The 24870-nt window shown below is 69.6% G+C and carries 16 protein-coding genes and 1 pseudogene; all 17 read right to left on the bottom strand.

What is annotated here, in order from left to right:
• Positions 1 to 64: 64 nt before the first annotated feature.
• The gene (locus ABZW18_RS07095; RefSeq protein ID WP_356183239.1) at positions 65 to 3880 is read right to left on the bottom strand and encodes a putative baseplate assembly protein; all 3816 of its coding nucleotides are present in this window, start codon (positions 3878 to 3880) and stop codon (positions 65 to 67) included.
• On the bottom strand, positions 3877 to 7104 hold the full coding sequence (locus tag ABZW18_RS07090) for a putative baseplate assembly protein (protein ID WP_356183236.1): 3228 nt from the start codon (positions 7102 to 7104) through the stop codon (positions 3877 to 3879). Before ABZW18_RS07090 ends, ABZW18_RS07095 begins: the two co-directional genes overlap by 4 nt.
• Positions 7101 to 7484, bottom strand: a complete 384-nt coding sequence (locus tag ABZW18_RS07085) for a GPW/gp25 family protein (protein ID WP_356183444.1) — start codon at positions 7482 to 7484, stop codon at positions 7101 to 7103. The genes ABZW18_RS07090 and ABZW18_RS07085 overlap by 4 nt, the downstream gene beginning before the upstream one ends.
• Before the next feature lie 17 nt (positions 7485 to 7501).
• On the bottom strand, positions 7502 to 7843 hold the full coding sequence (locus tag ABZW18_RS07080; protein WP_356183234.1) for a hypothetical protein: 342 nt from the start codon (positions 7841 to 7843) through the stop codon (positions 7502 to 7504).
• A 21-nt stretch (positions 7844 to 7864) separates the two neighbouring features.
• Positions 7865 to 8392: a phage baseplate assembly protein V gene (locus ABZW18_RS07075; RefSeq protein WP_356183231.1), complete on the bottom strand. Its 528-nt coding sequence runs from the start codon at positions 8390 to 8392 to the stop codon at positions 7865 to 7867.
• 163 nt (positions 8393 to 8555) lie between these two features.
• Positions 8556 to 9695: a hypothetical protein gene (locus ABZW18_RS07070; RefSeq protein WP_356183228.1), complete on the bottom strand. Its 1140-nt coding sequence runs from the start codon at positions 9693 to 9695 to the stop codon at positions 8556 to 8558.
• Positions 9688 to 10107, bottom strand: a complete 420-nt coding sequence (locus ABZW18_RS07065; protein WP_356183225.1) for a hypothetical protein — start codon at positions 10105 to 10107, stop codon at positions 9688 to 9690. The genes ABZW18_RS07070 and ABZW18_RS07065 overlap by 8 nt, the downstream gene beginning before the upstream one ends.
• A gap of 6 nt (positions 10108 to 10113) precedes the next feature.
• Positions 10114 to 10800, bottom strand: coding sequence for a hypothetical protein (locus tag ABZW18_RS07060; RefSeq protein WP_356183222.1), 687 nt, complete (start codon positions 10798 to 10800; stop codon positions 10114 to 10116).
• Positions 10797 to 11504 (bottom strand): hypothetical protein, encoded by a 708-nt coding sequence (locus ABZW18_RS07055; RefSeq protein WP_356183219.1) that lies wholly within the window; start codon positions 11502 to 11504, stop codon positions 10797 to 10799. Before ABZW18_RS07055 ends, ABZW18_RS07060 begins: the two co-directional genes overlap by 4 nt.
• A 76-nt stretch (positions 11505 to 11580) precedes the next feature.
• Positions 11581 to 12354, bottom strand: coding sequence for a hypothetical protein (locus ABZW18_RS07050; protein WP_356183217.1), 774 nt, complete (start codon positions 12352 to 12354; stop codon positions 11581 to 11583).
• Positions 12355 to 12771: 417 nt separating this feature from the next.
• Positions 12772 to 12963 (bottom strand): annotated as a pseudogene (locus ABZW18_RS07045) (hypothetical protein); the annotation flags it as partial.
• 59 nt (positions 12964 to 13022) lie between these two features.
• Entirely contained in the window at positions 13023 to 14111 is a 1089-nt protein-coding gene (locus tag ABZW18_RS07040) for a hypothetical protein (protein ID WP_356183214.1), read from the bottom strand.
• Positions 14108 to 20545 (bottom strand): DUF4157 domain-containing protein, encoded by a 6438-nt coding sequence (locus ABZW18_RS07035; RefSeq protein ID WP_356183212.1) that lies wholly within the window; start codon positions 20543 to 20545, stop codon positions 14108 to 14110. The genes ABZW18_RS07040 and ABZW18_RS07035 overlap by 4 nt, the downstream gene beginning before the upstream one ends.
• On the bottom strand, positions 20542 to 20859 hold the full coding sequence (locus ABZW18_RS07030; RefSeq protein ID WP_356183210.1) for a hypothetical protein: 318 nt from the start codon (positions 20857 to 20859) through the stop codon (positions 20542 to 20544). The genes ABZW18_RS07035 and ABZW18_RS07030 overlap by 4 nt, the downstream gene beginning before the upstream one ends.
• 47 nt (positions 20860 to 20906) lie before the next feature.
• Positions 20907 to 23171, bottom strand: coding sequence for an ATP-binding protein (locus ABZW18_RS07025; RefSeq protein ID WP_356183441.1), 2265 nt, complete (start codon positions 23169 to 23171; stop codon positions 20907 to 20909).
• 32 nt (positions 23172 to 23203) lie between these two features.
• Positions 23204 to 24490, bottom strand: a complete 1287-nt coding sequence (locus ABZW18_RS07020) for a Pvc16 family protein (RefSeq protein ID WP_356183208.1) — start codon at positions 24488 to 24490, stop codon at positions 23204 to 23206.
• Positions 24491 to 24541: 51 nt separating this feature from the next.
• Positions 24542 to 24691 carry a hypothetical protein gene (locus ABZW18_RS07015; protein WP_356183206.1) on the bottom strand — a complete coding sequence of 50 codons (150 nt, stop codon included), beginning with the start codon at positions 24689 to 24691 and terminating at the stop codon, positions 24542 to 24544.
• Between the last annotated feature and the right edge of the window lie 179 nt (positions 24692 to 24870).

Below are 24870 nucleotides of genomic sequence, written 5' to 3'. Positions count from 1 at the left end.
GTCCCGCCGCGCGGAGGTGCGGCCGTCGTGGTCGGCTGCGGCCCGGCGGCCGCGGGTGCGTCGCTCATGGGGCGACCTCCGTCAGAATCATCGTGTCGGCGACGTGCGGCGAGAACAGCGCGAGCTGGGCCGGCCTGACGCCCCGGAAGACGAACACCGAACGGCCCTTGCGCAGCCGCCGCGTATCGGTGATGTCGGGGTTGAGGCGCAGCAGTTCGGCCGGCGAGATGCTGTGCCGCGCGGCGATGCCGGTGAGCGTTTCGCCGCCCTCGGCGGTGACCCGGTGGATCTCCTCGGCGTACTCGGCGAGCCGGGCGGGCACCACGGTCCGCGGCTCGGTGAGCTGCCCGGCCAGCCGCGTCAGCCCGTCCGGGGTGACGGAGGCGGGGACACCGGTGAAGGCGTCCACGTCCACATGGTCCACGCCGGGCACGGAGTGCGCGGTGGCCAGCACCTCGGAGAGCAGGGCAGGCTGTCCCAGCTCCCGCCCCGGATAGCCGAGTTCGCGCAGCAGCGCCTGCCGGACCCGGGGCTCGACGAGTTCCCAGGAGTGGTCGGGCGCCACCTTCACCTTCGCCACCAGCAGGAGCAGCACCAGCTCCCGTACGTCCACCTGGACCGGCAGCCGCGCGTCCCCGTACTCGGCGAGCGAGGAGCGCAGGGCATCCAGCATCCCGGAGTCCCGGTCGACCGGGATGTCGTCCACTCCGGCGACCGTCAGATGCAGCTTCTGCCTCCGCCCGTCGAAGAGTTCGCGGGCGGAAGCCCGGCCGATGCCCGCCCGCGAGCGGGTGAAGTCCTCGTAGTCCGGGACGGATACGAGGCGGTCGAGCGCGGAGACCGCGAGGGGGATCCGGCGCCTCTCCGGGGAGAGCCCCCCGGACCCCTCATGGCGGATCAGGCCCGGTCCCTCGGGGTCGGCGCCGCCGGTCGCGGGCTGCGGGTTGGTGACCGCGGTGACGCCCAGCGGCCGGGTGATGGCCTGGGTGATCCGATGGGCCCGGACATTGGCCGCGCTGCCGGTGCCGAACCGGTAGCGGGCCCGTACGTTCTCGTGCCCGGTGGGCAGCCGTGCGCCGTGGACCCCGTCGCCGAAGGTCACCGTCGTCCGCCCGTCACCGGCCGACCCCAGGACGTAGACCCGCTCCCGCGGTCCGCGCCCGGCGAGGCTGTCGACCCGGTGCCAGTGCAGTCCGTCGACCCGCACCTGGAGGGTGGGGGTGGCGCCCAGCGGATTGTCGGCGGGGAGCCAGGTGAGCGGGGACTGCCAGAGCACGAAGGTCTGGTGGGTCCGGTCGGCGTCGCCGCTGCCGATCGGCTCGTCGCGGCTCTCGCCGTGCGTGGCGGGCACGACATTGCACTGGATCCGGACGGTCTCGCGCCGGTAGCGGTAGGCGAGATCGGCGGTGAGCGTGAGCCTGGTGTGGATGTGGTCGCCGGGCAGATCCGGATCGAGGGTCTGCTCGACGGCGGCGATCACCGCGGGCTCGGTGCCGCGCACCCCGGCCGTGCCGGGGACGTCGGTGCGCTCCCCGGACACAATGAGCAGCCGACCGGGCCGCAACCCGTCGTAGAGCTCGGCGAGTTCGACCTCGTTGCCGTGGACGTCCTCGCCCAGCGGCTCGTCGGCCAGGCGCAGCGCCTCGCCGCGCGCGTGGACCGTGGTGTCCCGGATGTGGGAGAGGAGCACGTCGTGCTCGTCCAGCCAGGGGTCGGCCAGGGTCAGCACGGTGCCCCGGCCGGTGATGCCGTAATTGGTGTACGAAGCGGTGCGCACGGCGGTGACCCGAGTGGTGACCAGGGCGAGTTTCCTGTCGCCCGGGATCCCCTCCGGGGCCCCCTTGCGGGGGCGCTCGACGGCGACCCAGCTGCCGACGGTGATCCCGTCGTACACCGTGTCGAGCGGAAGGACGTTGCGGTGCGCGGGCTCCGGCGGGGTGGCGATACCGACCTCCACGGAGGCCGGTTCGCCGGCGGACGCGTAGCGGACCGTCACTTCGTAATCGCCGTGGGTGGCTTGCCGCTGCTCACCGGGGGAGAGCTGCCACTCCAGGGTCTCGCCGTTGTGGACGGCGACATGGACCCGGCCGTCCTCGGCGGGCCGGGACACGAACAGGCTCCGCTCCGGCAGCCCCGGCAGCAGCCGTGCGGTGACGCCGGCTTCCGGCGCTCCGGCGGCCCGCCTGCCCAGCCAGCTCAGCTCGTGCTCCTGGCCGTCGCGGGTGGACAGCTGGATCCGGCCGGGGCCGAAGTCGAAGAGCTCGTCCGAGGGCAGATTCTCGGTGCGCTGCACCGAGTTGCCGACCTCCGTGTGCAGGAACTCCGCCTTGACGGGCACCTTGCCCGCCGTGTCGTAGACGACCCGCATGCTGGTCAGCGTGGCACCGGTGAGCGGCCAGTCGGACTGACGGATGACGCGGCCGCGTTCGTCCTGCACCGGCTTGAGCGGTGCGGTCGATCCGAAGGGCGCGGCCGTCACCCGCATCGCCAGCACCTCGTGCAGGGCGGACGGCGAGGTCGGACCGGCCTGCCGCCACGCCTCGTACAGCCCGCCGGCCAGCCTCGGGTCGAGCGCGGACAGCAGCTGGGCGCCGAGGTCGGAGTCCGGCGCGAAGAGGCGCTCCGGGGCGTTCGGCCTGCCGCGGGCCCCGGACGGGGGCCGCAGCACGCGGGTACGCAGTGCGGGGAGCACGGCGCCCAGCGCCCGTACGGCGGGCGAACCTTCGGACGCGGCTCGCGCCCCGGTGGGCTCGAGCGGCTCGGGCCGTACCGGCTCCAGTTCGGCCGCCCGCTCCGCCAGCTCCCGGACCACGGCCTCCAACTGCTCGAACCAGGCCGCGACTTCCTCGTACGGAGCGGCGATCACCTGTGCCTCGGCGAGCCGGTCGTGCGGCTCCTCCAGCCGCCGCGCGAACTGCGCCGACGTCTTGATGCCGGGCAGGTCCGCCCGCAGCGGCGCGAGCACCTGGTCGTCGAAGGCGTCGATGAGCTTGCTGACGGGACGGGGATTCGGGCTCTCCGGGGTGGGCCTCTCCTCGTCCGGCTGCTCGTCGGGGTCGCCGTCCGGCTCCGTGATCCACTGGCGGAGCTCGTCCACCAGCTCCTTGAGAGAGGCCGGCGCGGACTGCGGCAGCCCGATGGCCGTCACATCGTCGTCCCGGTCGATCCGGACCCGCGACACGGGCAGCAGCAGCCGCTGTCCGGTCGCCGCCTCCCGCTCCCCGCTGAAGACGAAGAGCAACTGGTCCCCGGTGTGCAGGGAGTTGGCGGTCCCGGCCACGTACAGCTCGGACCGCGTCCGCAGATCGTCCGGGGTGAGCAGCATCGGCCGGCGGCGCCGCACCTTCAGCTCGTTCCAGTCCCAGCGCGCGGTGAGATCCTCGCTGGTCTCGAAGGTCTGCGAGTCCTCCTCGGACGCGGCCGGCACGCTGTGGCTGCGCGAGCCGCGCGGGATCCGCACCGGGGTGTTCTCGGCGGAGCGCGGGTCGCGGTCCAGGGTGTACGCGAGGAGGGTGTCGGCGGAGACACCGGGGCGTGGCCGGTGTCCGACCAGCCGCCCCAGCAGGGCCAGGGAGCGGTGCTCGTTCGCGGTGCGCAGATAGCCCTCGTCGGCGATCCGCTCGGAGTGGAACGTCAGCAGATCGCCGAGGACCGACCAGGCGTCCAGCAGCCCGATGGCCGGGTCGTCCGGGGTGCGTACGGTCAGCCCGCGCAGCGCCGGGTAGGCGGGCGAGGCGAGCCGGTCGAGCATGGCGGCCAGGAAGGAGCCGTACTCGCCGACGCGGTAGTCCAGTGCCGTACGTCCCGGCGGGTTGTAGAGGGCGTCCGGGCCGTGGCGCTCGTCATGCCCGCCGCAGCCGCATCCGCAGGTGCCGCTCATCGTCCACCCCCGAGCTCCAGTGAGAGCAGACCGTTCTCCGGCCGCTCCGGGTCGTTGTCGCAAACAGCGATCTCCAGCGGGCCGAGCCGCAGCACACCTGCCTCCAGTGCCGTGTTGTCCAGGGAACCCTCGTGGAACTGCCGGCGCAGCCGGGTGACCCGCGCGCTCTGCACCCCGGGCACCGCGGCCGCCACCGCCACCAGGCGGCTCAGCCGCACCGGTTCCCCGAAACTCAGCGCGTCGGGGTGGAAGAAGCCGAGCCGCCCGCCGGGCAGCGCACGGCTGCCCAGCACCCGGTACAGCTCGGCCAGGATCTGCCCGTGCTGATGCCCGGGCGCGGCGCACACCTCGAGCTCGATGTCGAGCGGTACGGGCCGCGCGGGCCCGACCACCACATCGTGGCCGATGCGGCGGTAACGCTCGAGCGCGTGCGCGACCGCGTCGAGCAGCTCTGCCGACGGATCAACGGTCCCGTACGCGTCGATGGCGACGTGCGCCTCCTGTACGCTGCCGGTCCAGCGGATCTCGGCCGCCGCGCGCTGCACACCGGGGAGCCCCGATGCCAGCTCCGCGTAGTCCGCGGCGGTGACGGCCCGCAGCCGGGTGCGCTTGAGACCGAGCGGGGCGAGCTGGCGGACCTGCTCGAGGGGCTCGGGCTCGGTGCCGCCGACGGCGGGCAGTGGATTGCGCACCCCGGCCACCGGCAGCGGCTCCGCCGCATCGGTCTCGTCCGGGTCGCGGCACAGCACCAGATGGTTGATGGCCTCGGCCCCGACGTTCCCGGCCTTGCCTCCGCCGGTCCGGTAGTGGATCTCCAGCCTCGCGCCGGGCGGCGGCTTCGCGCCGTGCCGGCCGTCGCCGAAGCGCAGCGCCAGCCGACCGTCGTCCTCCAGCTCGCCGACGAAGTGCCGGTCCCGGGGCCCGCTGTCCAGCAGGTCCCGCCGCGGCTCCCAGACGCTCTCCGGGTCCTCGCCGTCCGTCAGACGTACGGCAGGCAGCGCGGCCCGCGGATCCTGTACGAGCGCGGCGGCCGGCCCGTACAGCACCGGTTCCTCCGGGTGCAGCCCGGCCGCGTACCCCGGACCCCAACTGTGCGCGATCTCCCAGGCGATACGGCCGTCGAGCACCGCGCCCGCGCGGGCACGGGCCGTCAGAACCTCCAGGCGCCGCAGCTTCGTGCCGAGCAGCCTGTCGCTGCGGTGCAGCAGTTCGCGCAGCGCGCGGACCGGGTGCCTGCGCAGTTCGAGACGCTCCAGCAGGCGCAGCCCGAACAGCACGGTCAGCTCGGCGATTTCGTCCTCCGAGAGGCCGTCGCAGTCGCGGGCCGTGCGCCACAGCTCCACCAGCCGCTGCCGCACCCGGGCCGGAATGCCGGCCAGCCGCGCCGCCTGAGCGGCCGCGACATGGCCCGGTTCCGGGAAGGGCACGGCCTGGACGACGGGTGAGTGCCGGAGCACGGGCCGGAAGCGCGCGGCGATGCCCGGGTAGAGGCCCTGGGCCAGCAGCGTCTCGAGCGCCTCGGCCTGGGCGTGGGCGGTGCCGGGCACGACCCTCCCTCCTCGCCCGCCTTCGGCGGGGAGGCGCCCATGCCGCTGCCCGGCGAGTTCGATGCCGATCCCGGCCCGCGCGGTCGCGTCCTCGCCCACCACCGTGAACAGCTCCCGTACGGCGTCGGGCGTCAGCGCGTTCCCGCAACGTGTCCGGTCCAGAAGGGAGTTGATGAGCTGTGCCGGCTCGTTCCCCTCGGCGCGGTCCCGGCAGCCGAGGTCGGCCGGTGCGCAGGACCCGAGGACCGGGGGCACGGGCGGCACGGTGACGGACTCGGGCGTCCCCTCGCAGAAGGTCAGCGAACAGCCGTGGTCCACCAGCGCGACATTGCCGCGCGCCACGCTCACGTCCTCGACCGGCGCGCAGTCCCTGCCACCGACGGTGGACAGGCATACGGGGAAGGTGAGCGCGTCCTCCGGGGACCAGGTGATCTCCAGCACCGGCTGCTCGGCCAGCCGGTCCACGGCCGGGGTGACGGAGGTGAGGCGCACCGCCTGCCGGTGCGAGGGGTCGGCGTCGCCGGGCGCCCCGGAGCGCGGGCCCAGGACCTCCTCGAACACCAGCAGATCGCCGGGCCGCAGATCCAGCGTCCGCGCCGCGCAGTCCTCGTCGGCCCACTCGTCGCGCAGCGTCGCGGAGGTGGCGCCCCTGGGCAGCGAGCACACCTCGTCGCCCCAGGTCCACAGGTGGATGGCGTTGTGCGCGGGCCGCAGGCACAGGGGCCCGCCGGTAACCGGTTCGAAGAGCTCCACCGAGCCGCGCTCGTCCAGCACGGCCAGGTCCCGGTCGTCGATGACGGTGCCGACGTCGGGCCGGTCACGGACACCGAGCGTCCGCACGTCGACGGCGGCGAAGCGGTACGTGCCGGGCAGCAGGGTGAGCGGCTCGACCGTCTCGAGGACGACGAACGCGCGGGCGTTGCAGCCGTCGTGCATCGGATAGTCGATGAGCCGGACGTGTCGGCGCACGGACACCCGGCGGCGCGCCGTGTCCAGATACGCCTCCGTCGCGACCGCATCCTGTTGATAGCTGATCCGGTCCGCCGTGTACGCGAGCATCTCGACCAGCGTCACCCCCAGGTCGGGGGCGTGCCGTTCGACCCAGTCCGGGGTGGTGAGGGCCATCCGGTCCAGGACGAGCCGGCGCAGGGTGTCGTAGTCCCGCGCCGTGTAGTCGATGACGGGGGCGGGCCGGAAGGTCTCCGGGAGGTCCGGTTGCCCGTCGGCGCAGTCGAAGGGCGTCGGGCAGTCCGGCAGGAAGGAGAAGTCCGCCCAGAAGTAGCGCTGGTCGAAGCCCGGGAAGGGCTCGGTGCCGGGGCGCCCGTACGGGTCGGTGTCGACGAGGGAGAGACGGTAGCGGGTGGGGGCACCCCCAGCGGTAGCTGGGGGAGAGTCCCCGGACCGGTCGACGGTGACGTACAGCCGGTCGTCGAGCTCGGGGTCCTCCTCGCGCTCCACCGCCACTTCGACGGCCTCGATGCCGGTGATCCGGCGCCCGCCGTCGATGCGGACGTTATCCGGGCACAGGCCGTGCGGTGCCTTGCCGATGAAGGTCACGGTCAGGGTCAGCCCGTCGTCGCTCACCTCGACGGCGTCCACCCCGCCCAGCCGGGCCGCCCGCACCTTGCCGCGCCTGCCGTCCGTACGACAGGCCAGGTCGTTGTTCCGGCCGCTCATGCGGCGCCCCTCCCCTCGAACACGTCGTCGCGCCGGTCGGCGGTGGAGCGCACCACGTAACGCAGATGCACCCGCACGACGTTCTCCTCGCTCACTACGTCCAGGTCCTCCACTTCGATCAACTCGCCCAGCCAGCGCTGCAGCGAGGCGTGCACGGACAGCTCCAGTGCGGAGGCCAGTTCCGGGCTGTTCGGTGTGAAGACCAGGTCGAGCAGGCCGCATCCGAAGTCGGGGCGCATCACGCGCTCGCCGGGGCTGGTGAACAGCAACTGCTCGATCAGATCCCGCACATGCTCGCTGTACGACGCATGTGCGGTGCGCCCCCGCCGGTCGGTCCGGAACGGAAAGGCAATGTCGGAACGTACCTTCTTCGCCCTCATCGTCGTCCTCGTCGTCGTCATCGGCAGTGCACCCCTTGCGGTACGGAGGAGACGAGCGGCCGGCCCTGTGGCACCAGAGCGGCCGTGAAGCACAGTGCGTGGGTGGTGTCCAGGAGCACGGGCGCTCCGTCGACCAGCACGCTGTCCGGGCCCGGGCTCCAGCGGATGGTGGTGCATGGATGCGGCACGCGGTCGACGGTGTGCGGGCAGCCGCTGACCGTGAAGGCATCGGCGCCGGTGGGCACCGGCAGCCCGTCGAGACGTACACCGGTCTGGGCGGAGGCGGCACTGGCCCGTCCGCCGTGCGGACAGCTGATCACGGCACTGCCGCCCACGAGATTCCCCGAGTTCCCGGACAAGACTCTCTCCCCGTTCTTTCGCTATCGCTTCTTGGGCACGGTCAGCCGGCCCTCGTTGATGTCGACCTGGTCGCCGACGAGTGAGATCGAGGCCCCGTGCCCGCTGTTGATGTGCACTCCGGTCTCGTCGATGCGTACGTACGCGCCGCCCGGCGCCTTGAGCAGAATCCCTGTGCCGCCCGGCACGTCGGACATCACGAACTGGTGATGCCTGGGGGTCTCGATCACGACGGGGTGGTGCGGCGCTGGGTCCTTCAGCGCGTCCGCCGGCAGCTCCGACCTGTCGCCGTACCAGCAGCCGGTCCAGACCGGATAGCTCGGATCGCCCTGCTCGAACTCCACCCATACGCCGGCGCCGACGGACGGGATGACGTACTGGCCGGCCTGCGGCCCGGTGAAGGTGAAGCAGGGCATCGCCCAGGTGGATGGGGTGTCGCCCAGCACGTCCGGGACCGCGACGGTGAGCCGGCCGATCCCCAGCGGATCGTTGTTGTCCACCACCCGGCCCCGGAACTTGCCGAGGAAGCGGTTGTTGGGTGCAGCGGCCATACGGAGTGCTCCTGGGTCTTCCTGAGGTCATGGGGGCTACGGGTCTGGGGTCTTGGGGTCCACTTGTCTGCGGGTCTGCGGGTCTGCGGGTCTGCGGGTCTGCGGGTCTGCGGGTCTGCGGGTCTGCGGGTCTGCGGGTCTGCGGGTCTGCGGGTCTATGGGTCTATGGGCGGACGGTGTCGCTGCGGGCGATCAGGCCCTCGCGGGAGATGGTGAAGTTCTGCTGGTACGAGCCGGGCCGGAGGTTGTGGGTGACGCTGGTGACGTAGTAGTCGCCGTCGTACGTCACCCCGGCGCCCCGCACGCCGACCAGCTCGCGCGGCCGGAGGATGTAGCCGTGCCGGTTCACATCGAGCTGCCCGGAGCCGGAGATCGCGTCCGCGGAGGTCGCGGCGTGGGCGAGAGCCTCCGCCTGGGCCTGCCCGGCGTCCTTCTTCGCGGTGCCGGTCAGCGTCCTGCGCTTGAGGGCGGGGGTGGCCCGGCGGGCGAGCGGTGGGCGCAGCGGCCCGATGTCGGGCTGGGGGAGCAGGGTCGAGTCGCGGGTGCGCGGATTCTGCACCCGGGCCTGCGGCTCCTCGCGGGCGGTGCCGTCGTAGGCGAACGTCAGCTGGTCGACGGTGGAGTTGGCGTCCATGTTGACGTTGAGGGCGTGCTGGCGTTGGCCGAGCCGCTGCTGGGGGCCCCAGAACGCGGTCGACCGGCCGGGGCGCGGGCCCGGGTCGAGATAGAAGGTGTAGCCGTTGGCCTTCGCGAGCTCGTTGACGTAACTCAGATCGGAACCCGTCTGGTACTCGACCCGCAGCTGCTCCCGGGGCGGTTGCGGGATCTGCTCGCGGATGATCAGCGGGTCGATGCCGTAGTCCGCGTACTTCTGCAGGATGCGGGCGACGCGCTGGGAGGGTGCGAGGTTCGGGTAGCGGTCGGTCCGCTCCTCCAGGTCCATGAGGAGCGTCAGGTCCTCACCGGTGACGGTGAGCGTCGACTGGCCGGGCTGGTTGCTGGCCCCGACCTCCTGGCGCACGATCAGCCCGTCGAGCAGCACGAACGGGGTGCCCTTGACCGCCGCGGTGACGATCACGCGGGTCTTCGGATCGAAGAAGCCCTCGGGCAGCAGCCGTTGGATGATCGCCCCCTTCTTGGTGAGATCGAACGCCAGCTGGAAACCGCTGCGCTCTCCGGCGGTGCTGGTGATCTGCGCGGAGAGGAGCGCCTCGGTGACTTCGGCGGGCACGGGGCGGGTGAGTTTGGGGCCCATGTGCAGGGTGAGGTGTACGGGGCCGCTCCCGATCGGCTGATCAGGCATATCGACCCGCTCCGGTTCCGGTTCCGGTTCCGGTTCCGGTTCCGGCTCCGGAACCGGAGCCGGGGAAGCCGCCGGGCAGCGGAATCTCGATCTCCTGCCCCGGCTCGTCGGTCAACTCGTGCGGATCCAGCACGGGGTTGGCGTCGGCGATCTGCCACCACTGGGTCGGATCGCCGAAATAGCGCTGGGCGAGGTGGTCGGGGCGCTCACCGCTGTTGACGATGTGCGGAGCGGTGTCCTCGTCGGTGAGGCCGTCGCCGAGCGGCGGCAGCAACCGCCGCTTGGTGTAACGGACTTCGGTCCCGTCGGCCGACCGGTGCACCCCGATCTCGGCATCGTGGTACCGGCTTGTCCGCGGATACGGATGCGACCCGGGAATCGCGTCCAGCGCGTTCTCGTACGGCTCGATCATGGTCTGTTACGCCCTCCCCATTCCGATGTCGGCGCCTGTGAGCCCCAGGGACCCGAGCCGCCCGGCGGCCCCGGCCCCGGCCAGCCGCTCCTTCTGCGCGAGATGCGCGAGATACAGCTCGGCCCCGCGGTGGCCGACGGGCAGATCGCTGACCGTCAGCACCTTCATCCCGACGCTGAGCGACGCTCTGATCGGGTTGAGGTTCACGTCGAAGGCCGACTCGTTGATCGAGAGCTCGGTGAGCCGGACCGGCATGACGCGCTTGCTTCCCCAGGTGAAGAGGGTCAGCGGCATCTCGATCGGGCTGATCTCGATCGTGCCCTTCTTGCTGAGGCGCGTGGCTTCGCGGAGCTGGGCGGTGGTGGGCTGCACCAGCATTTCGAGCATCGCCAGTTGGGGGTGGATCCCGTCGGGCGATGCGACCTCGAACTGATCGGTCGCGTCGATCTCGGCGGTGAACTTCCACGTCTCCTGCGCGGGCCCCTTGAGCCGCAACGCCTCGTTACGATCCCCTCCACTCCCACCCCCACCGCTGTCACCACCACCGCCTCCCGCGGCTTGAGGTGAGAGTGAGCGCTCGAGGGTGTCGGGATTGAACTGCAGCACGATGATGCGCTGCGGGGTTCCGCGCTCGGGATCGACGATGACGATCCCGGAGCGGATGGGCTTCGGTATATCCGCGTAGCGGGTCACAGCCGGGCCTCCAGACGTTCACGCAGCGGTGTGTAGTCGTGCTCCGGGAATATTTCGGGAAAGGCTTCCAACATTCCCCGAAGGTAATTGACCTTGCTCTGGAAATCACCGCCACGCAGCGAGATATCCGTGTACAAGTACTGCCAGCCGTAGGTGCCTTTCGTGAGAAGCAAGGCGTCGAGATACTGGCAATAGGTGATGTCCATCTTCAGATAGCCGGGCGGATACGGGTCGCCGCCGATGTCCGCAATGTCCTGGAACCAGATCTCCAGTGGCGTGACGTTGGGCTGCAAGCGAATGAATGACATCATTCCCGCTCCAGAGCGGGGTGTGTTGTCGAAAAGGCGAATTTCCGACAGGAACTGGCGCTGAAATTCAGTTGCTCCTGACATCGCTGGCGGGCCTTCGGGTTGGTCCAATACATCGTAGAAATGGAGAACCCGATACTCTCCATACATCTCGGGCAGGCCGCTGGAGGCCGACCACTGGGCGCCGAGGTTTGTGAATCGTAGAGAACATGTCATGAGGTCCTCATCCAGCTGAACCTCATCCCAGTCTTCGTTGTGCTCGTAAAGGGGCAGGAGTTCTTCGAGTGACTCTCCGAGTTCCTTGCAACTTCCGCACCTGGCATCGAGAAAGGGACTCTCTTCGATGGCTTTTAGTGATGCCGCGTGCCGCTGTTCGTTCGCGGTTAGAGTCGCCATGATGACCTTCCTCGGGAAAAGGGTCATGAGTCGTCCCTTCTCCCATGAATGGCAGGGAGGACGGTCCTGACTGAGGTCACGTCTCTTCCCCCTTCGCAGCTCGCAGTGCATCAAGGACAATTGATTGCGGGTACTCCGTGTCGTCGGGCCAATCCTCAGCGATTTCTTCGACGACGGCTCTATGGGTGGACATATGGCGGTTCGAGAGGATGATTGCTACTTCCTGACGGATCTTTTCGCTCTTCTGGTCGGCGGCACGCGCGAGTACGTCGCCGGCCCGCCGGTCCGTGACATTTCCGAGAGCGACGATGCCCCGCACGCGATCCCAGATGTCCCGGGACTCATCGAGAATTACCTCCGCCAAGGCATCCAGCAGATTCTCGTCGAGAGGATCCGACTCCGTCAGCAGCATGCCCGCGGTCCCTGTTGCGGCCTCGAGCGAGGCGCGTGTCGATGCCTTTCGAACTGCGGATGCGATGGCTTCGCGATCCTTGGGATCCTCGGGGTCCGCCAGATCGCCCATCACATAGAGGGCGCTGGAATGGTTCGCCCCATCCTCGTATGCTCCCGTTTCGCTTTTTCGGCAGGCAGGTCCGTTGAGGACCGACCTGGCCTTCGCCAAGACTTCATCCTCATGAGGAGCGTAGGGATTTTCGTCACCGAACCGAGTCATTGATTCGGCTTGATGGTAGTGGTCCATGGCCACTCCGACGGCAACAGTGCAGTCGCTGCGGAGTAGCGTGAGGAAGTCGTTCTCGTCTCCTTCGCCAGAGGCAAGCTTAAAGCGGGCGCCGACGAATTCCGGATCATCAATCGGAGCCTCTTGCCAGTGGTAGGAGTCAAAAGCCATCGATCATTTCCCTTCCTCGCCAGATGGTCTTCGCGTCGGCTAGCGGGTCATGCGAGGACGCTCCTTCTGATTCTGATGTCTGCTCCTGTGGTCAGAGAACCCGATCGAAAACCATTAACCACCAGTTATCCGACTCCTTCAAGGCGAAAGAGTCCAACGATCCGAGGTAGGCGCTGAGGAGTTCTTTGTAGTCAGCCACTGCTGCGTCATTGTCGCCCGCGGTCCGCTTGAAGCTCCGGAACCGGCCGATGCGATACAGGAATTCAAAGATAGAGCCCCTTCCCGGCCTTCGACCTGAATTTGGTCAACTTGTCACGCATTTCGTCGATGTCGTCGAATGCCTTGGTGCCAGGCAGAGCCTTATTTCTCTCTTCCATGACTGCCTGCATGAAGCGGCTTCTTGGCCTGCCGAGGCCCCTCGTTGCGATCCCCTCCACTCCCACCCCCACCGCTGTCACCCCCGCCTCCGGCGGCTTGGAGCGAGAGCGAAAGCTCGAGGGTGTCGGGATTGAACTGCAGCACGATGATGCGCTGCGGGGTTCCGCGCTCGGGATCGACGATGACGATCCCGGAACGGATGGGCTTGGGTATGTCGGCGTAGCGGGTCACAGGTTAACTCCCCTTGTTCGCGGCATGGTTCGGAAATTGCGAAGATATTCGCTCACAGCTCAGGCGGACGGGATGTCCTGGCGATACCCCCATCTGTAAAGAGCCCCTTCTGTAAATCGCCTTTCGTTTACCCGGTGCGCAAACTCCTGCTCCTCCTCCCACAGGATCGCTCCCTGCACATCGAATCCCGTCCTGTTCTGCAGTTCATCAGTAAGCTGTTCTCGGAGCCACATGTCCTCGCTGCTCATCAATGTCTCGACCAACTGTCCGATGTTGATAGGATGGCCGGTCCTGTAGCAGATTCCCCTGGCCATATCTGACACAACGGCAGCCCACTCGCGCCGCGCCACATTCAGTTCGTGCGAATCTCTGGGCTCTGTTCCCAGAAGTCTCCACAAATAAGACATGGCGGTCTGGCTCACGTCGTAGTCATCAGATTGGGCCATCGCCTGCAGTTTTTCGCAGCTTTTCAGGTCGCCCAGGAGGAAGAGGGGTTTCGCGGCCAGCACGGCAAGGATAGGAGACGGGTCGCGCGAGATGGTGGCGAGCGTCTCGATCATGCCGTCGGCGATGGCCACCTCAAGAGCCTGAACGGCTTCCTCCTGTGCTACAGAGTCGGGATTTGACGTAATTTCGAGCAAGAGGGGTGCACGTGAATGGTCACCGTGTTTGGCCAGTGTTACGACTGCCTCGATCAAAAGGAACTGAGGATCTTCATCGTCAGCGATCCGTGCAGCTTGACGGTCGACAGTCTCTCTGAGCGCAGCCAGCACGTTGCTGTCGGCATGAGCTCCGAGCGCGGAGGCTGCCATTGCTCGCTGAGTCTCGAACTCTTCCTCGTCCGTGAGGATCTGGACGAGGCGTAGCATTGCCGCCGGATCGCCTGATGCGCCTACTGCTTCCATGGAATATCTGGAGAGTTCGATGGAGTCGGATTCCAGATTTCTGAGGTGGACGGCGACTGCTTCCGGGCTTCGGTTCCGACGGATCACCTCGGCCAGTCCCGGACTGTTAAAAGGGTCCATCTCGAATGCTGTAACGACCTGGCCGAGGGCATTGGACCCCAGGCCGAGCAGGCGCCGGATGGCGGCGGCGGCGCTCTGTCCGCCTGGTCGTGCCCGGTGGAGGAGTTCCTCAGTGCCACTCACGATTTCCGGCTCTCTTCTTCCTTCTTCAGTTGGCCGAGGATCTGGTCCTTGGTCGACTCGAACCATGTGGTGATGGGGTGATGATCTTCGTGGATGATGAAGATCATGTTCTGTACGTCATTGGTACCTCCCCAGTTGACGGGATTAATGTGATGCTCTTGCCAGCCGACCGCGCTTCTGGGCGTGCCACCCTTACCGAGAAGGTAGAGGTCCCGCCAATCCATTCCCCAGTACCTTTTCTCAATAACTGCCTTCGCCCAGTTTTCATCGTGCCTGTTGTTTCTTGGGACGGTCCGGTCGGTGGGCCTGCCGTTCTTCTTGATCTCCCGCTTTTCTTTGTCCTTCTCTTGCGCTATGTATTTCTGCCACCTTTCTTTGTGTGCCGGCACTCCTCCGCCTGTGCCCTTCCCGGGCTCTACGTGATATTTCCCTTTGGGGCGGGGTACTCTTGTCGGACGGTTGAGGTGGATGTTAGCCGGATGCCAGACGTTGGTCTGTAGTGGAGCGTAACTGACCCATTTCCAATTCGGGAAATCGCTGAAATTGCCGGTGAAGGATTCGGGTGCTGTTTTTTTGGCCTTGAATTCGTTCTTGTACCCCTTCTCCTTCTGGGGTTCGTCATAGTCGACGCGGCCCTCTGTCTCTGCGTCGCGTTGCTGATGGACGGTTTCGACGTCTTTGGGGCCGGGATTCAAAGTTGCGCGGATCGTTATGTCGGGGAGACCGGTTCCGTCGAGCTTGCTCAGGCGATACCAGTTGCGCATTTCGGTGAGCATCGCCCGGAATGACCGGTCGGGCATCCCGTGCTCTGTTTTCGACTTGATGCGCGGCCGGATGCGGGCGATGATCTTGTCCAGTCGGTCTTCCTTCGACTTCTGCGAGTTCTCTTCCTTCTTCGTCCTGTCTTTGTCCCGCTTGGACTTGGGCCTGCCGGGGCCGCTCTTGTCGGGCCGGGGCTTGGGCCCGACGGGGCCCTTCTTGTCCGGCTTCGGCTTCGCTTTGGGCGGAGCGTCTTTGTCCTCCTTGGGTTTGGTCTTCCTGCCGTCACCCTCCTTGTCCTTCTTCGGTTTGCCGGGCGCGTCCTTGTCGCCGTCCTTGCCCGCCATGGGCTTGGTCGGGTCTTGGTCCTTCGGCTTGTTGGGGTCCCCGTCCTTGTCCTTCTGGGGGTCCTTGTCGCCGTCCTTCGTCTTATCCGGCGTGGTGTCCTTCGGCTTGGGCTTCGTGTCCGGTTCAGGCTTGGGCTTCGGCTCGGGCTTGGGCTTCGGTTTGGGTTCCGGCTTCGGTTTGGGCTTCGGGGCCGGCGTCGGACGGGTGTCCGGCTTCTCGTCGTCCTTGTCCTTCGGCTTGCCGTTCTTGTCCTTGCCCGTGGGCACGGGCCTCTTGCCGTCGCCCGGGCCGTCCTTCGGCTTGCCGGGTCCGGCGGTTGTCTTGCCCGGGCCCGGCCTCGTGCCCGTGGGCTTGGTGAGGTCGGGCTTCGTGCCGGGCCTCGGCCTCGTGGCCATCGGGCGGAAGCCCGGTGCGCCCGGGGACTTCGGGGCGTTCTCCTGGTTCGGGCCCTTCTCGTCCGCCCTCTTGTTGCCGCCCTTGCCGTCCGAACCCTCGCCGGCCGACCCCTTACCGCCGCCGTCCTTGTCGTCCTTGCCCTTGCCCCCGCCGAGCCTGGCGGCGACGCCCTTGAGGCGCCTGCCCACCTTCGCGACGTACTTGCCGATACCGCTCAGCAGCGCCTCGTACAGAAGCTCGAGGAGCGCGACGACGCCCGCCGCGACCGCCTTGGCGAACAGGATGCCCGCGCCGCCGCTGCGGACCGCCTTGAGCCAGTCCAGGACCATGCCCAGCGCGCGCAGGATCTCGCTCAGCGCGCCCCAGGCCGTACGGATGGCGTCGATGACCGCCATCACCCATCCCGCACCCGGGATCAGCTTGGCGACGATCTTGGTCATGACCAGTTCGCCGATGATCAGCGGGAGTTGGGGGACTACGGCGTCCCACGCCTCTTTGATGATCTTGTCCAGGGCGTAGCCACCGTTGATCAGCTTGTCCAGGACGGCCTTCGGGACGCCGATGATCTCCTGGATCTTGTCCTTGAACCACTGCTTGACGGCCGAGGAGACCTCCCGGAACAGGTGGTTCTTCGCCCCGTCCACCGCCGAGTTCTTGGCGCCGCCCAGCCAGCCGCCCGGGTCGGAGAGGAAGTCGACCGCGATGAGCATCCACTCGCCGAGCGCGCTCAGAAGCTTGGAGGCGAAGTCCAGGACCGCCTTCACCGCGCTCACGACGGCCTCGACCGCGGCCTGAAGCATCTTCTTGAGGAGGTCCAGGATGCTGCTGAGCAGCTTGCCGATGGCGTTCAGCAGATCGGTGATGATCTGCTTCAGCAGGGTGGCGAGCTTGTTGACGAAGGCGATCGCGGTCGCGATCAGTGAAGTGATGAACTTCCGGATGCGGTTGGCCAGTTCGATGATGGCCCGCACCATGTTCTTGGCGAATTCGATCAGATCATTGATGAGATTCTTGATCGCGTCGACGATGAACTTACGGGCCTCGTTGATCCAGCGCTCGACCGTTTCCTTGAAATTCTTGATGAAGCCGACGACCGCGTCACGCGCCTTCTTGATGACGCTGACGATCGCGTTCTTGATCTCGATGACCTTCTGTTTGATCCAGTCGAAGGCCTTGCTGATCCAGTTGCCCGACTCGTTGACACTGTCGTCGCGCTTCTTCTTGGCGTCGTCCTCGGCCTTGGTGTTCTCGTCCCGGATCTTCTTGTCGCCGTCGTCCTTCTCCTTGGTTACGTCCTTGTCGGCCTTCTCTTCCTTGTCCTTGACGTCCTTGCGGACCTTGTCGTGCCTCTCGGTCTTCTTGGTACCGAGAGTCTTCAGTTCCCCGTCCTGCTCCTTGCGCCAGTCGGAACGCTGCGAGGTGACCTCGGTCAGGGCTTTTTCGCGTTCGCCCGTCTGGCTCTTGGTGTTGGTCGCGATCTCGGCGTCGACCTGCTGCTTGTGCTTCTGCTGGGAGTCGCGGAAGTCCTTGTCCTTGGTCTGCCGACCCTCGGACATGCTCTTCTGGCCGTCGCTGAACGCGGCCTTGAACTGCGGCCCGCGCTCGTGCTCCGCCACTTCCGAAGCGGCCTCGGGAGGTACGGCTCCCGTCGTCGCGCCGCCCCCGGGGGCACCGCCGCCCTTGCCGCCCTGCTGGCCCGGAACCTTCGCCGTCATCTGCTCCTTGGGAGCATTGGGGTAGACCTGGTTCTCGCCCATCGGGCGGGCGGCGTCGTCCTGGCCCGTCGCGACGGCCTCCTGGCCCTTGGTGTCGACAGCGGAGCCCTGTTCGCCGGCTGTCTGCTCGGCGGCGCCCTGCATCTCCACGCCCGGCGCGTTGCCGGCCTGGGCCTGCTTGAGCGCCTCGTCCTTGGTCGGCAGCCCGGCGAACTTGGCCGCCAGCTCCTGCGCGTCCACCTCGAAGCCGAGCTTGTTCGCGATCCAGCCGAGGCCGAAGCCCAGGGCCATCTTGAAGGTGTCCCAGCCGCCCGGCTCTTCCGCCTTCTCCGCCTCGATCTGCCCCTCGGGCTCCTTGGCTCCCTTGACCTCGGCCTTCTCCTGCTCGGGGGCCTCGGACTTCTGCGCAGGATCCTGTGAGTACTGGGCCGGTGCGTCGGCCTTCGGCTTGCCCTGGAGGGTCTGCGGCGCGCCCGCCGGGCGCTGCATCGAGGGAGGCGCGGCGGCGAGCTCCTGGTGCTCGTCGCCGACGGTGCGGTCCACCGAGCCGCTCACACCGGTCATGGCCTGAAGTGCCTTGTGGGGCTTGAGACTTGAGGCGGTGGACAGGCCCGCTTCCGGGGACACCTTCGAGAGGTTCGGCGCCGGTCCGGAGTCCTTCTTGCCCTTGGCCGGGCCGGCCGCCCTGCTGCCGCCCCCTCCGCCGCCACCCCTTCCGCCGCCGCCCCCACCGCGCGTTCCCTTGGCTGCGGGAGCCGACTTGGGCGCCGCGGCCTTGGGCGCCGGTGCCGCCTTCGGGGCTGGCGCGGCGGCCGGTGCCTCGGGGGCCTTCGTGGGTTGCGGAGCGGCGGGCGCAGTCGCCGCTGGGGCCTCCGTAGGGGAACTCTGCTCGCTCTGCGCCGGACTCCCGTTCGACGAATCGCTCTGTGCGCCGCTGGCCGCGTTGCTGCTCGCCCCGCCGGGCGTATCCGCGTTGGACCCGCCCGAGACATGGGTGTCCCGTGCGGGCGAGGGGGCCTTCGAGTCCGCCGTCGGTTCGCTCTTGCCCGCCGGAGCCGAGTCCGTCTTCTTCTGCTCCTCCTTGGCCGCGGGCTCCGGCGCCGCCGACTGGCCGCCCACCGCCTGCTGAGAGGCCTTCTCCGGCGCGGCCCCCGACTTGTCGCCTCCGGCGGCCGGAGTGCCCTTCTCCTCCTTGGCCGCCTGTTCCTTGGCGTCGCTGCCGCCCTCGGACTTGCCCGGCTGTTCCTGGACCGTCGTCTGTGCGGCTACGGGCCCGGCCTTCGGATCGGTGCCGGTCTTCGGGTCCCTCGACGTGGCGCCCGGTCCCGTACGCGCCTCGGCGGCCTGCTCCAGGGCGAGGCTGCTGAGCTGCCCGCCTGCCTGACCACCTTCGTCCGCCTCGGCCGACAGCTCCATATCGGCGGGGGAGGCGGCGCCGTCCTCCTCGGACTCGGCCTCCACCTCCGCGTCCTCGGCGTCCTCCGCATCCCGCTCGGCCTGCACCCGGTCGGCCTTGGTGACCGGGGGAGCGGGGAACGACGGGGCCGAAACAGCGGAGGACGAGGACGGGTCCAGCTCGTCCGCGGTCGGTACGGCCGACACATCGGGGTCCTGCTCGGGAAGGAAGTCCTCCGGCTGGAGCTTGACGTCCCAGGCGCTCTTCTCCTCGCCCCCGACCTTGACCTCCGACTCGCCGCCGGAACCGAACGGGTCCTCGTCGGCCTTCTCCTCCGGACCGTCGAGATCCTGGTTCCGTGCGCCGTCGAGCGTGCTGAACGCGCCCGGCAGCTGGGTGTCCTTAGCGGACGCCGTCGGTGAACCCGTGGGCTTCTCCTGCCCCCGCTTGTCCTCCTGCTTCAGCTGCTGTCCCGCCACGAGCGGATCGACCGCGCCCGGACGGTTCTTGGCCGCGGACTCCTCCTTGCTCTCGGCCGGGGCGCCCTGCTGGTCTTCATCCTCCGTGCCCTTCTCGGCGCCCGCGGTCTTCTCACCGCCCTGCTGCTCGCCCCCGGACTTCCCATCCCCGGACTTCCCGCCCCCGGACGCACTCTGGCCCGAGGGCTGCCCTCCCGCGGGCGCAGCCGAGGACGACTGCTGCTGGTGCGCGGCGGACGGCGCCTCCGACCGCTGCCCCCCGGACGGCGAACTCCCGCTGCTGCCCACGGCGTCGGCGCCCGGCTTCTGCTCCTGCGTGCCGCCCTGCGGGGCGCTCCCGCCCTCCGGGGTACTCCCGCTCTCCGGGGTGCCCCCGTTCTGCGGGGTACTGCCGGCGGCACCACCCGCGCCGGCCTCGTCCTTCTCCGGTCCCGGCGCCACTGCGGGCTTCTGCTGCTCTTCCCGCCGCTCTTCGGCCGTCCGCCGCTCGCTCTCGCGCTCGAACCGCAGCTCCTCGGCCGGATCCGTCTCGACGGCCGGGGCTTCGAGCGAGCTCCGCTCCAGGTCGTCGTCGGCCTCGATGTCGTCGACGAGGTCGAGCACCCGCTCGTGCTCCGGGCTGAGGAGCCTGGTCTCCAGGCGTTCGAGGACGGCGTCCTGCAACTCGTCCGGCAGCCTCGCCAGTTGCCTACGGGTGCGCTTCGACCGGTCCTCCGGGTCGCCGCGCAGCGAGCGCACGACCGAGTTCGCCAGCCGGTCCACGAGGGTCGCCGGATCGATCTGCTCCATCCGGTTACGGTCCGCGTCCACGGTGGTGTACCGCAGCCAGCCGGGCGTGGCCCGGCCCTCCTGGACCTCGGTGGCCGGTTCCCGGGCGGCCGTCTCCCCCGAGACCAACTCCTGCGCCGCCGACTCCGCCTCGCGCTCGATCGACTGCTGCGGCAGGCTCACCGCGCCCACGTCGCGCCCCACCCGCAGTGCGCCCAGCCCGTCCGGGTTCTGGACCGTGTGCAGGAGCTCGTGGGCCAGCAGCCGCTGCCCGTCCGCCGTGCCGGGCCGGTACGTCCCCTCCCGGAAGAAGATGTCCTGGCCGACCGCGACCGCGTCCGCGCCCAGCATCTCCGTGAGCTGCCCCGCGTCCCGGTCGGTGTGCAGCCGCACCCGGCTGAAGTCGTGGCCGAGCTGCTCCTCCAGCTCGCGCCGCACGCTCAGGTCCAGCGGCTGACCGGCGCCGCTGACGATGTTCTTCGGCTCCGGCACCGGGGACTTGGCGCGCTCCTTGCGCTTGCGCCGCTTGTCGTTGGCGGACTGCGTGTCCTGCGACGTGGCATGTGCGCTCATCGCGGCCCTCCTCGCCCCGGTCCCGCCGATGGCCGGTCGGCCTCGCCGCCCCCCGACAGCCCGGCGTGCACCGCGCGCGCCAGCGCCTCGCCGATGCGACCGGGCGAAGTGGTGGCGGGCAGTGCGGGCAGCCCGGACAGAGCCTCCAGGGCCCGGCCCTCGCCGTCCGCTGCCAGCGGTACGCCCCGCTCCCGTACGAGCCGGGCCAGTTCCCGCTGGAAGGCGGCCGAGACCCGGTCCGGGTCGACCCGTTCGAAGCCGTCCAGCACCAGCTCGCCGATGTCCACCCGCACCGTGTGCTCCTGTGGCTGCATACGTGCCTGCGTACCTGCCTGGGTACGAGCCCGCGTGCGTTCCTCGTTCAGACCCATCCGTGGACCTCCGAGGGCGTCAAGGAGCGTTCCAGCTTCAGGTATTCGGTGCGCGCGGCCGCCAGCATGTGCCGCATCTGGAGCCGGTCGCCCTCCTCCGCGGCGAGGAAGGCGCCCGACAGCGCGATATTGCGGATGGAGCCGCCCGCCACCGTCAGCTGGGCCAGCAGCTCCGGATCGATGCCCTTGGTGGGCGCCTGCGTGGGCAGCACCCGGCGCCAGATCTCGGCGCGCTCGCTCTCCCCGGGGAAGGGGAAGTCGACGACGAAGCGGATACGGCGCATGAAGGCCGAGTCCAGGGCCTTCTTCATATTGGTGGTGAGGACGGCCAGCCCCCGGTAGGCCTCCATCCGCATCAGCAGATAGCTGACCTCGAGGTTGGCGTACCGGTCGTGGCTGTCCTTGACCTCGCTGCGCTTGCCGAAGAGGGCGTCCGCCTCGTCGAAGAGGAGCAGCGCCCCGCCGCGTTCGGCCGCGTCGAAGACCTTGCGCAGATTCTTCTCGGTCTCACCGATGTACTTGCTGACCACCTGCGACAGATCGATGATGAACAGGTCCAGGCCCAGTTCCCTCGCCATCACCTCGGCGGCGAGGGTCTTGCCGGTGCCCGAGCCGCCCGCGAAGAGCGCGGTGACGCCGAGACCGCTCCGCAGGGTCTGCGCGAAGCCCCACTCCTGGTAGACGGTGCCCCGCTGCCGTACGTGCGCGACGATCTCGCGCAGGATCCGCAACTGCCGCTCCGACAGCACCAGATCGCCCCACCCCGCCCGGGGTTCGATCCGCCGCCCCAGCTCGTCCATGCCCATCCGGGCCTCGGAGAGACCGGCCCGCCAGGCGAGCCCGGTGGCGTCCAGCCGGTCCTCCCCGGGCAGGTCCCGGCGTACCGCCGCGGCGGCGGACCGGATGACATGCGGCGGCAGCGAGAACTGCGCCACGAGGTCCCGAAGGTTCTCCTCCGAGATCTCCGGTACGCCCTCGAAGGCGTCCGCCCACAGGCCCAGTTGCTCGTCCGTGTCGAGGGCGGGCACGGTGATCCGCTCGCCGCGGGCCCCGGCCGACTGCCGCGGGTCCTGGCTGGAGACGACCAGAGGGACGGCGGTGCCCTCGATGAACGCATCGGTGGCGGCGGACTGTTCGCGGTCCATGTCACCGACCTCCAGAAGGAGCGCGGCAGGGAGGAGGATCGCCTCGCGCTGCCAGAGGCGGGCGAGCCGGTCCCGCTCGGCGGGGTCGGTGGGCACATCGGTGGCGGCCATCGCGCACAGGCCGAGCCCGGAGCGGCGGGCGGCCGCGGCGGCGATGTCGGTACGGGTGCGCAGGTCGGCGCCGACCAGCTCGACGCGGAGCGCGGTGTCCGAAGCGGCGTCCGCCCAGGCCGCGGCCACTTGGCCTGCGGCGACGTCGTACGACGCCGGGAGGGTGTCCGGGACTCGCGCGCGGCGCAGCAGCCCGTGCAGCCGGGCATCGAGATACGGCGAGCCGACGAGGAAGTGCAGGATGCGCTCGTCGATCCGCAGCCGTGAGGTCGTCAGCCGGGTCTCGTCGTCCAGCTCGATCAACCGCCAGCGGCGCAGCGGGCCGACGGGCGTGAGCGCGCTCCAGTGCGGATCGGTCAGCGCGGCGAGGGCGAGCGAGAAGGTGGGGTGTGCCCGGTCCGGGTCGCCGCTCGCCGCGGCGCAGCGGCTGGCGGCGGTGGGATCCAACTCCGCGGCGGCGGCGAGCAGAACGACCTGGCGCTCGAAGGGGGTGAGGTCGAAGCAGGCCACGAGCGCGTCGAGGGTGGCCGGACCGGTTATCTCTCCGCGGGGCGAGGCGAGTTCGGGGTGGACGCGCCGCCGTTCGCGGGAGTGCCCGGAACGTGCTGTTCCGGACGCGGTCCCTCCGCCGTCGTCGGCACGGGCGCTCGTCAGCGCGGCGGCCCCCGTCTCGCCGTCGGCGGTGGAGCCGAACTCGGCGTCGGGCGTGGACGGTTCGTTGCCCTCGGGGGAGGCGGCGAGCATGCCTGCGGGCTCGGCGGCACCGGCGCCGTGGGGCGCGGATCCGGTGGAGCCGGTACCGCTGTGCGCTGCGTCCGTGGACTTCGGGTCGCCCGGCCGTGCGTCGGTGGACCGCGCGCTCGTGGAACGTATGCGGTTCGGGACGCGCCCCGCGTGGGCGTCGACGCGTGCGAGTACCGACCTCACGGCCGTGGCCAGCGCCGGGCCGTCCGAGCCGGCGTCCGCCGCGCCCGGTCCGATCCCGTCGAACGTGTCCATGCCCTCACCCGCCCCCGTGTTCCGCACCGGCCTCAGCTCTCCTTGTCGTCCGCGGACGTGCCGGACCGTCCGCCGCCCCGCCGGGACGTGCCGCGAGCTGCCGTGCCGGGCGCCTTGCGCGTACGGGCGGGCGCGGCCTTCGGCTCGCCGTCCGCGGACTTCGACCCCGAACGCTTCTTCACGGACCCCGTGGCGTCCGTGGGGTCCGTGGCACCAACGGTGGCCTCGGCTCCGACCTCCGTTTCGTCTCCGGCCTTCGCTACGTCCCCGAGCTTCATCTCGGCCCCGACGGCCCCCGCGGTACGACCGCCCCCGGAGGCCGTCGGCTTCGCGCTCTCGGTCGTGGGCTCGGCCTGCCGCGCCGAGGAGCTGCTGCCGGACCGGCCGCCGGTGGCCTTCGCGCCCGCGCCGGCGCCCGCATCCTTGGCGGTTGCCGGGCCCGCGCCCGTACGGGCCGATGCGCCTCGTCCACCGCTGCCGGCACGGGCGGTGGCTCGTCCCGAGGAATCACTTGTGACCGCGCCGCCGGAATCCGCGGCGCGATCGTGTGTCGGCGCGGAGCGGCCCGACCGCGCCGCGGATTCCGCAGGCACTGCCCCGGTCTCGCCCCCCGCCCCGGTCTCGCCCCCCGCCCCGGCCTCGCCTCCGGCCCCGGCTTCGCCCCCGGCCCCCGCCCCGGCCCCAGTCGTCGGCGGCTGCGGCGCGCCCGGAGCGCCGAACGGGATGGCCCGGACCGTGCGCCGCTCAACCGGCTTCGCCGGCACCGGCTTGTCGCGGCCCTCGATCAGAACCAGCGACGCCTGGTAGGCGACCGACAGCGCGTACGGCGTCTGGTGCAGCATCCCCCAGAGCTTCGAGGTCTCGTCGATGTCCATCTGTGCCGGGGTGAAGCGCACCTTCTGCACCGCATCGGCCAAGTCGCTCCCGGCCAGATACGGACGCTCCGCGGCCTCCTCGATCAACTCCCGTGGTAGGACGGGGATTTCGTGCAGAGTGCGCACTACGCAGCCGATCAGCCGCTGGCCGACCAGTTCGGTCTCATCCCCGTACGCACTGATCACAAAGTTCAGATCCAGCGCCGCGGCCGGTCGTTTGAGGAGCGTGCCGTCCGAGGCCCGCGTCGGAAGGTCGTGGTGGCGCTGGGACGCGTTCGGTGTGACCTGGTAGAGGAAGACGGTGATCGTCGGCTCGGTGGGCGGCTCGGCCGGAGGCTTGCGGGTTTCGACGGAGACCGCGATGTCGATCTCGGGCTGCAGATTGTTGGCGATCAGCAGGGCCAGGGCCTGGGTGACCGTCGCGATGGCGAGTGCGTTGCTCATGAATCCGCTCCCCCGTACGTACCGTTGGTAGCGCTCATTCCGTTCATGGCGTCAGCCCCTCTTCTCGCCGCGCGTCAGGTAGTCCTCCAGGCTCAGCGCGGGCGCGCGCCGCCCCGTGTGCTCGGGTCGGGCCGCGGCCGGGCGCCCCGAGCCGGGCGGCGGAGCCGCGCTGACCTCGAGCCGCCCGATCTGTACGTGCACCACGCGCTCCGCCGGTCGGGAACCGCGCCGTCCCGCCGCGCCCCGGGCCGCGCCACGGGCCGTGGCCGCGTCGGCGGTTCGGGGCCGTGCCGCCGCGGCGGCAGGCGGGGGGGGGGGGCCCCCCCCCCGGGGGGGGGGGGGGGGGGGTTGGGAGAGAGGGCGGGTTGGTTAGTGAGTGG

The organism is Streptomyces sp. NPDC004647, from assembly GCF_040609575.1.
In the GTDB taxonomy this organism is placed as follows: domain Bacteria; phylum Actinomycetota; class Actinomycetes; order Streptomycetales; family Streptomycetaceae; genus Streptomyces.
This window is presented reverse-complemented; position numbering and strand designations above follow the sequence as displayed.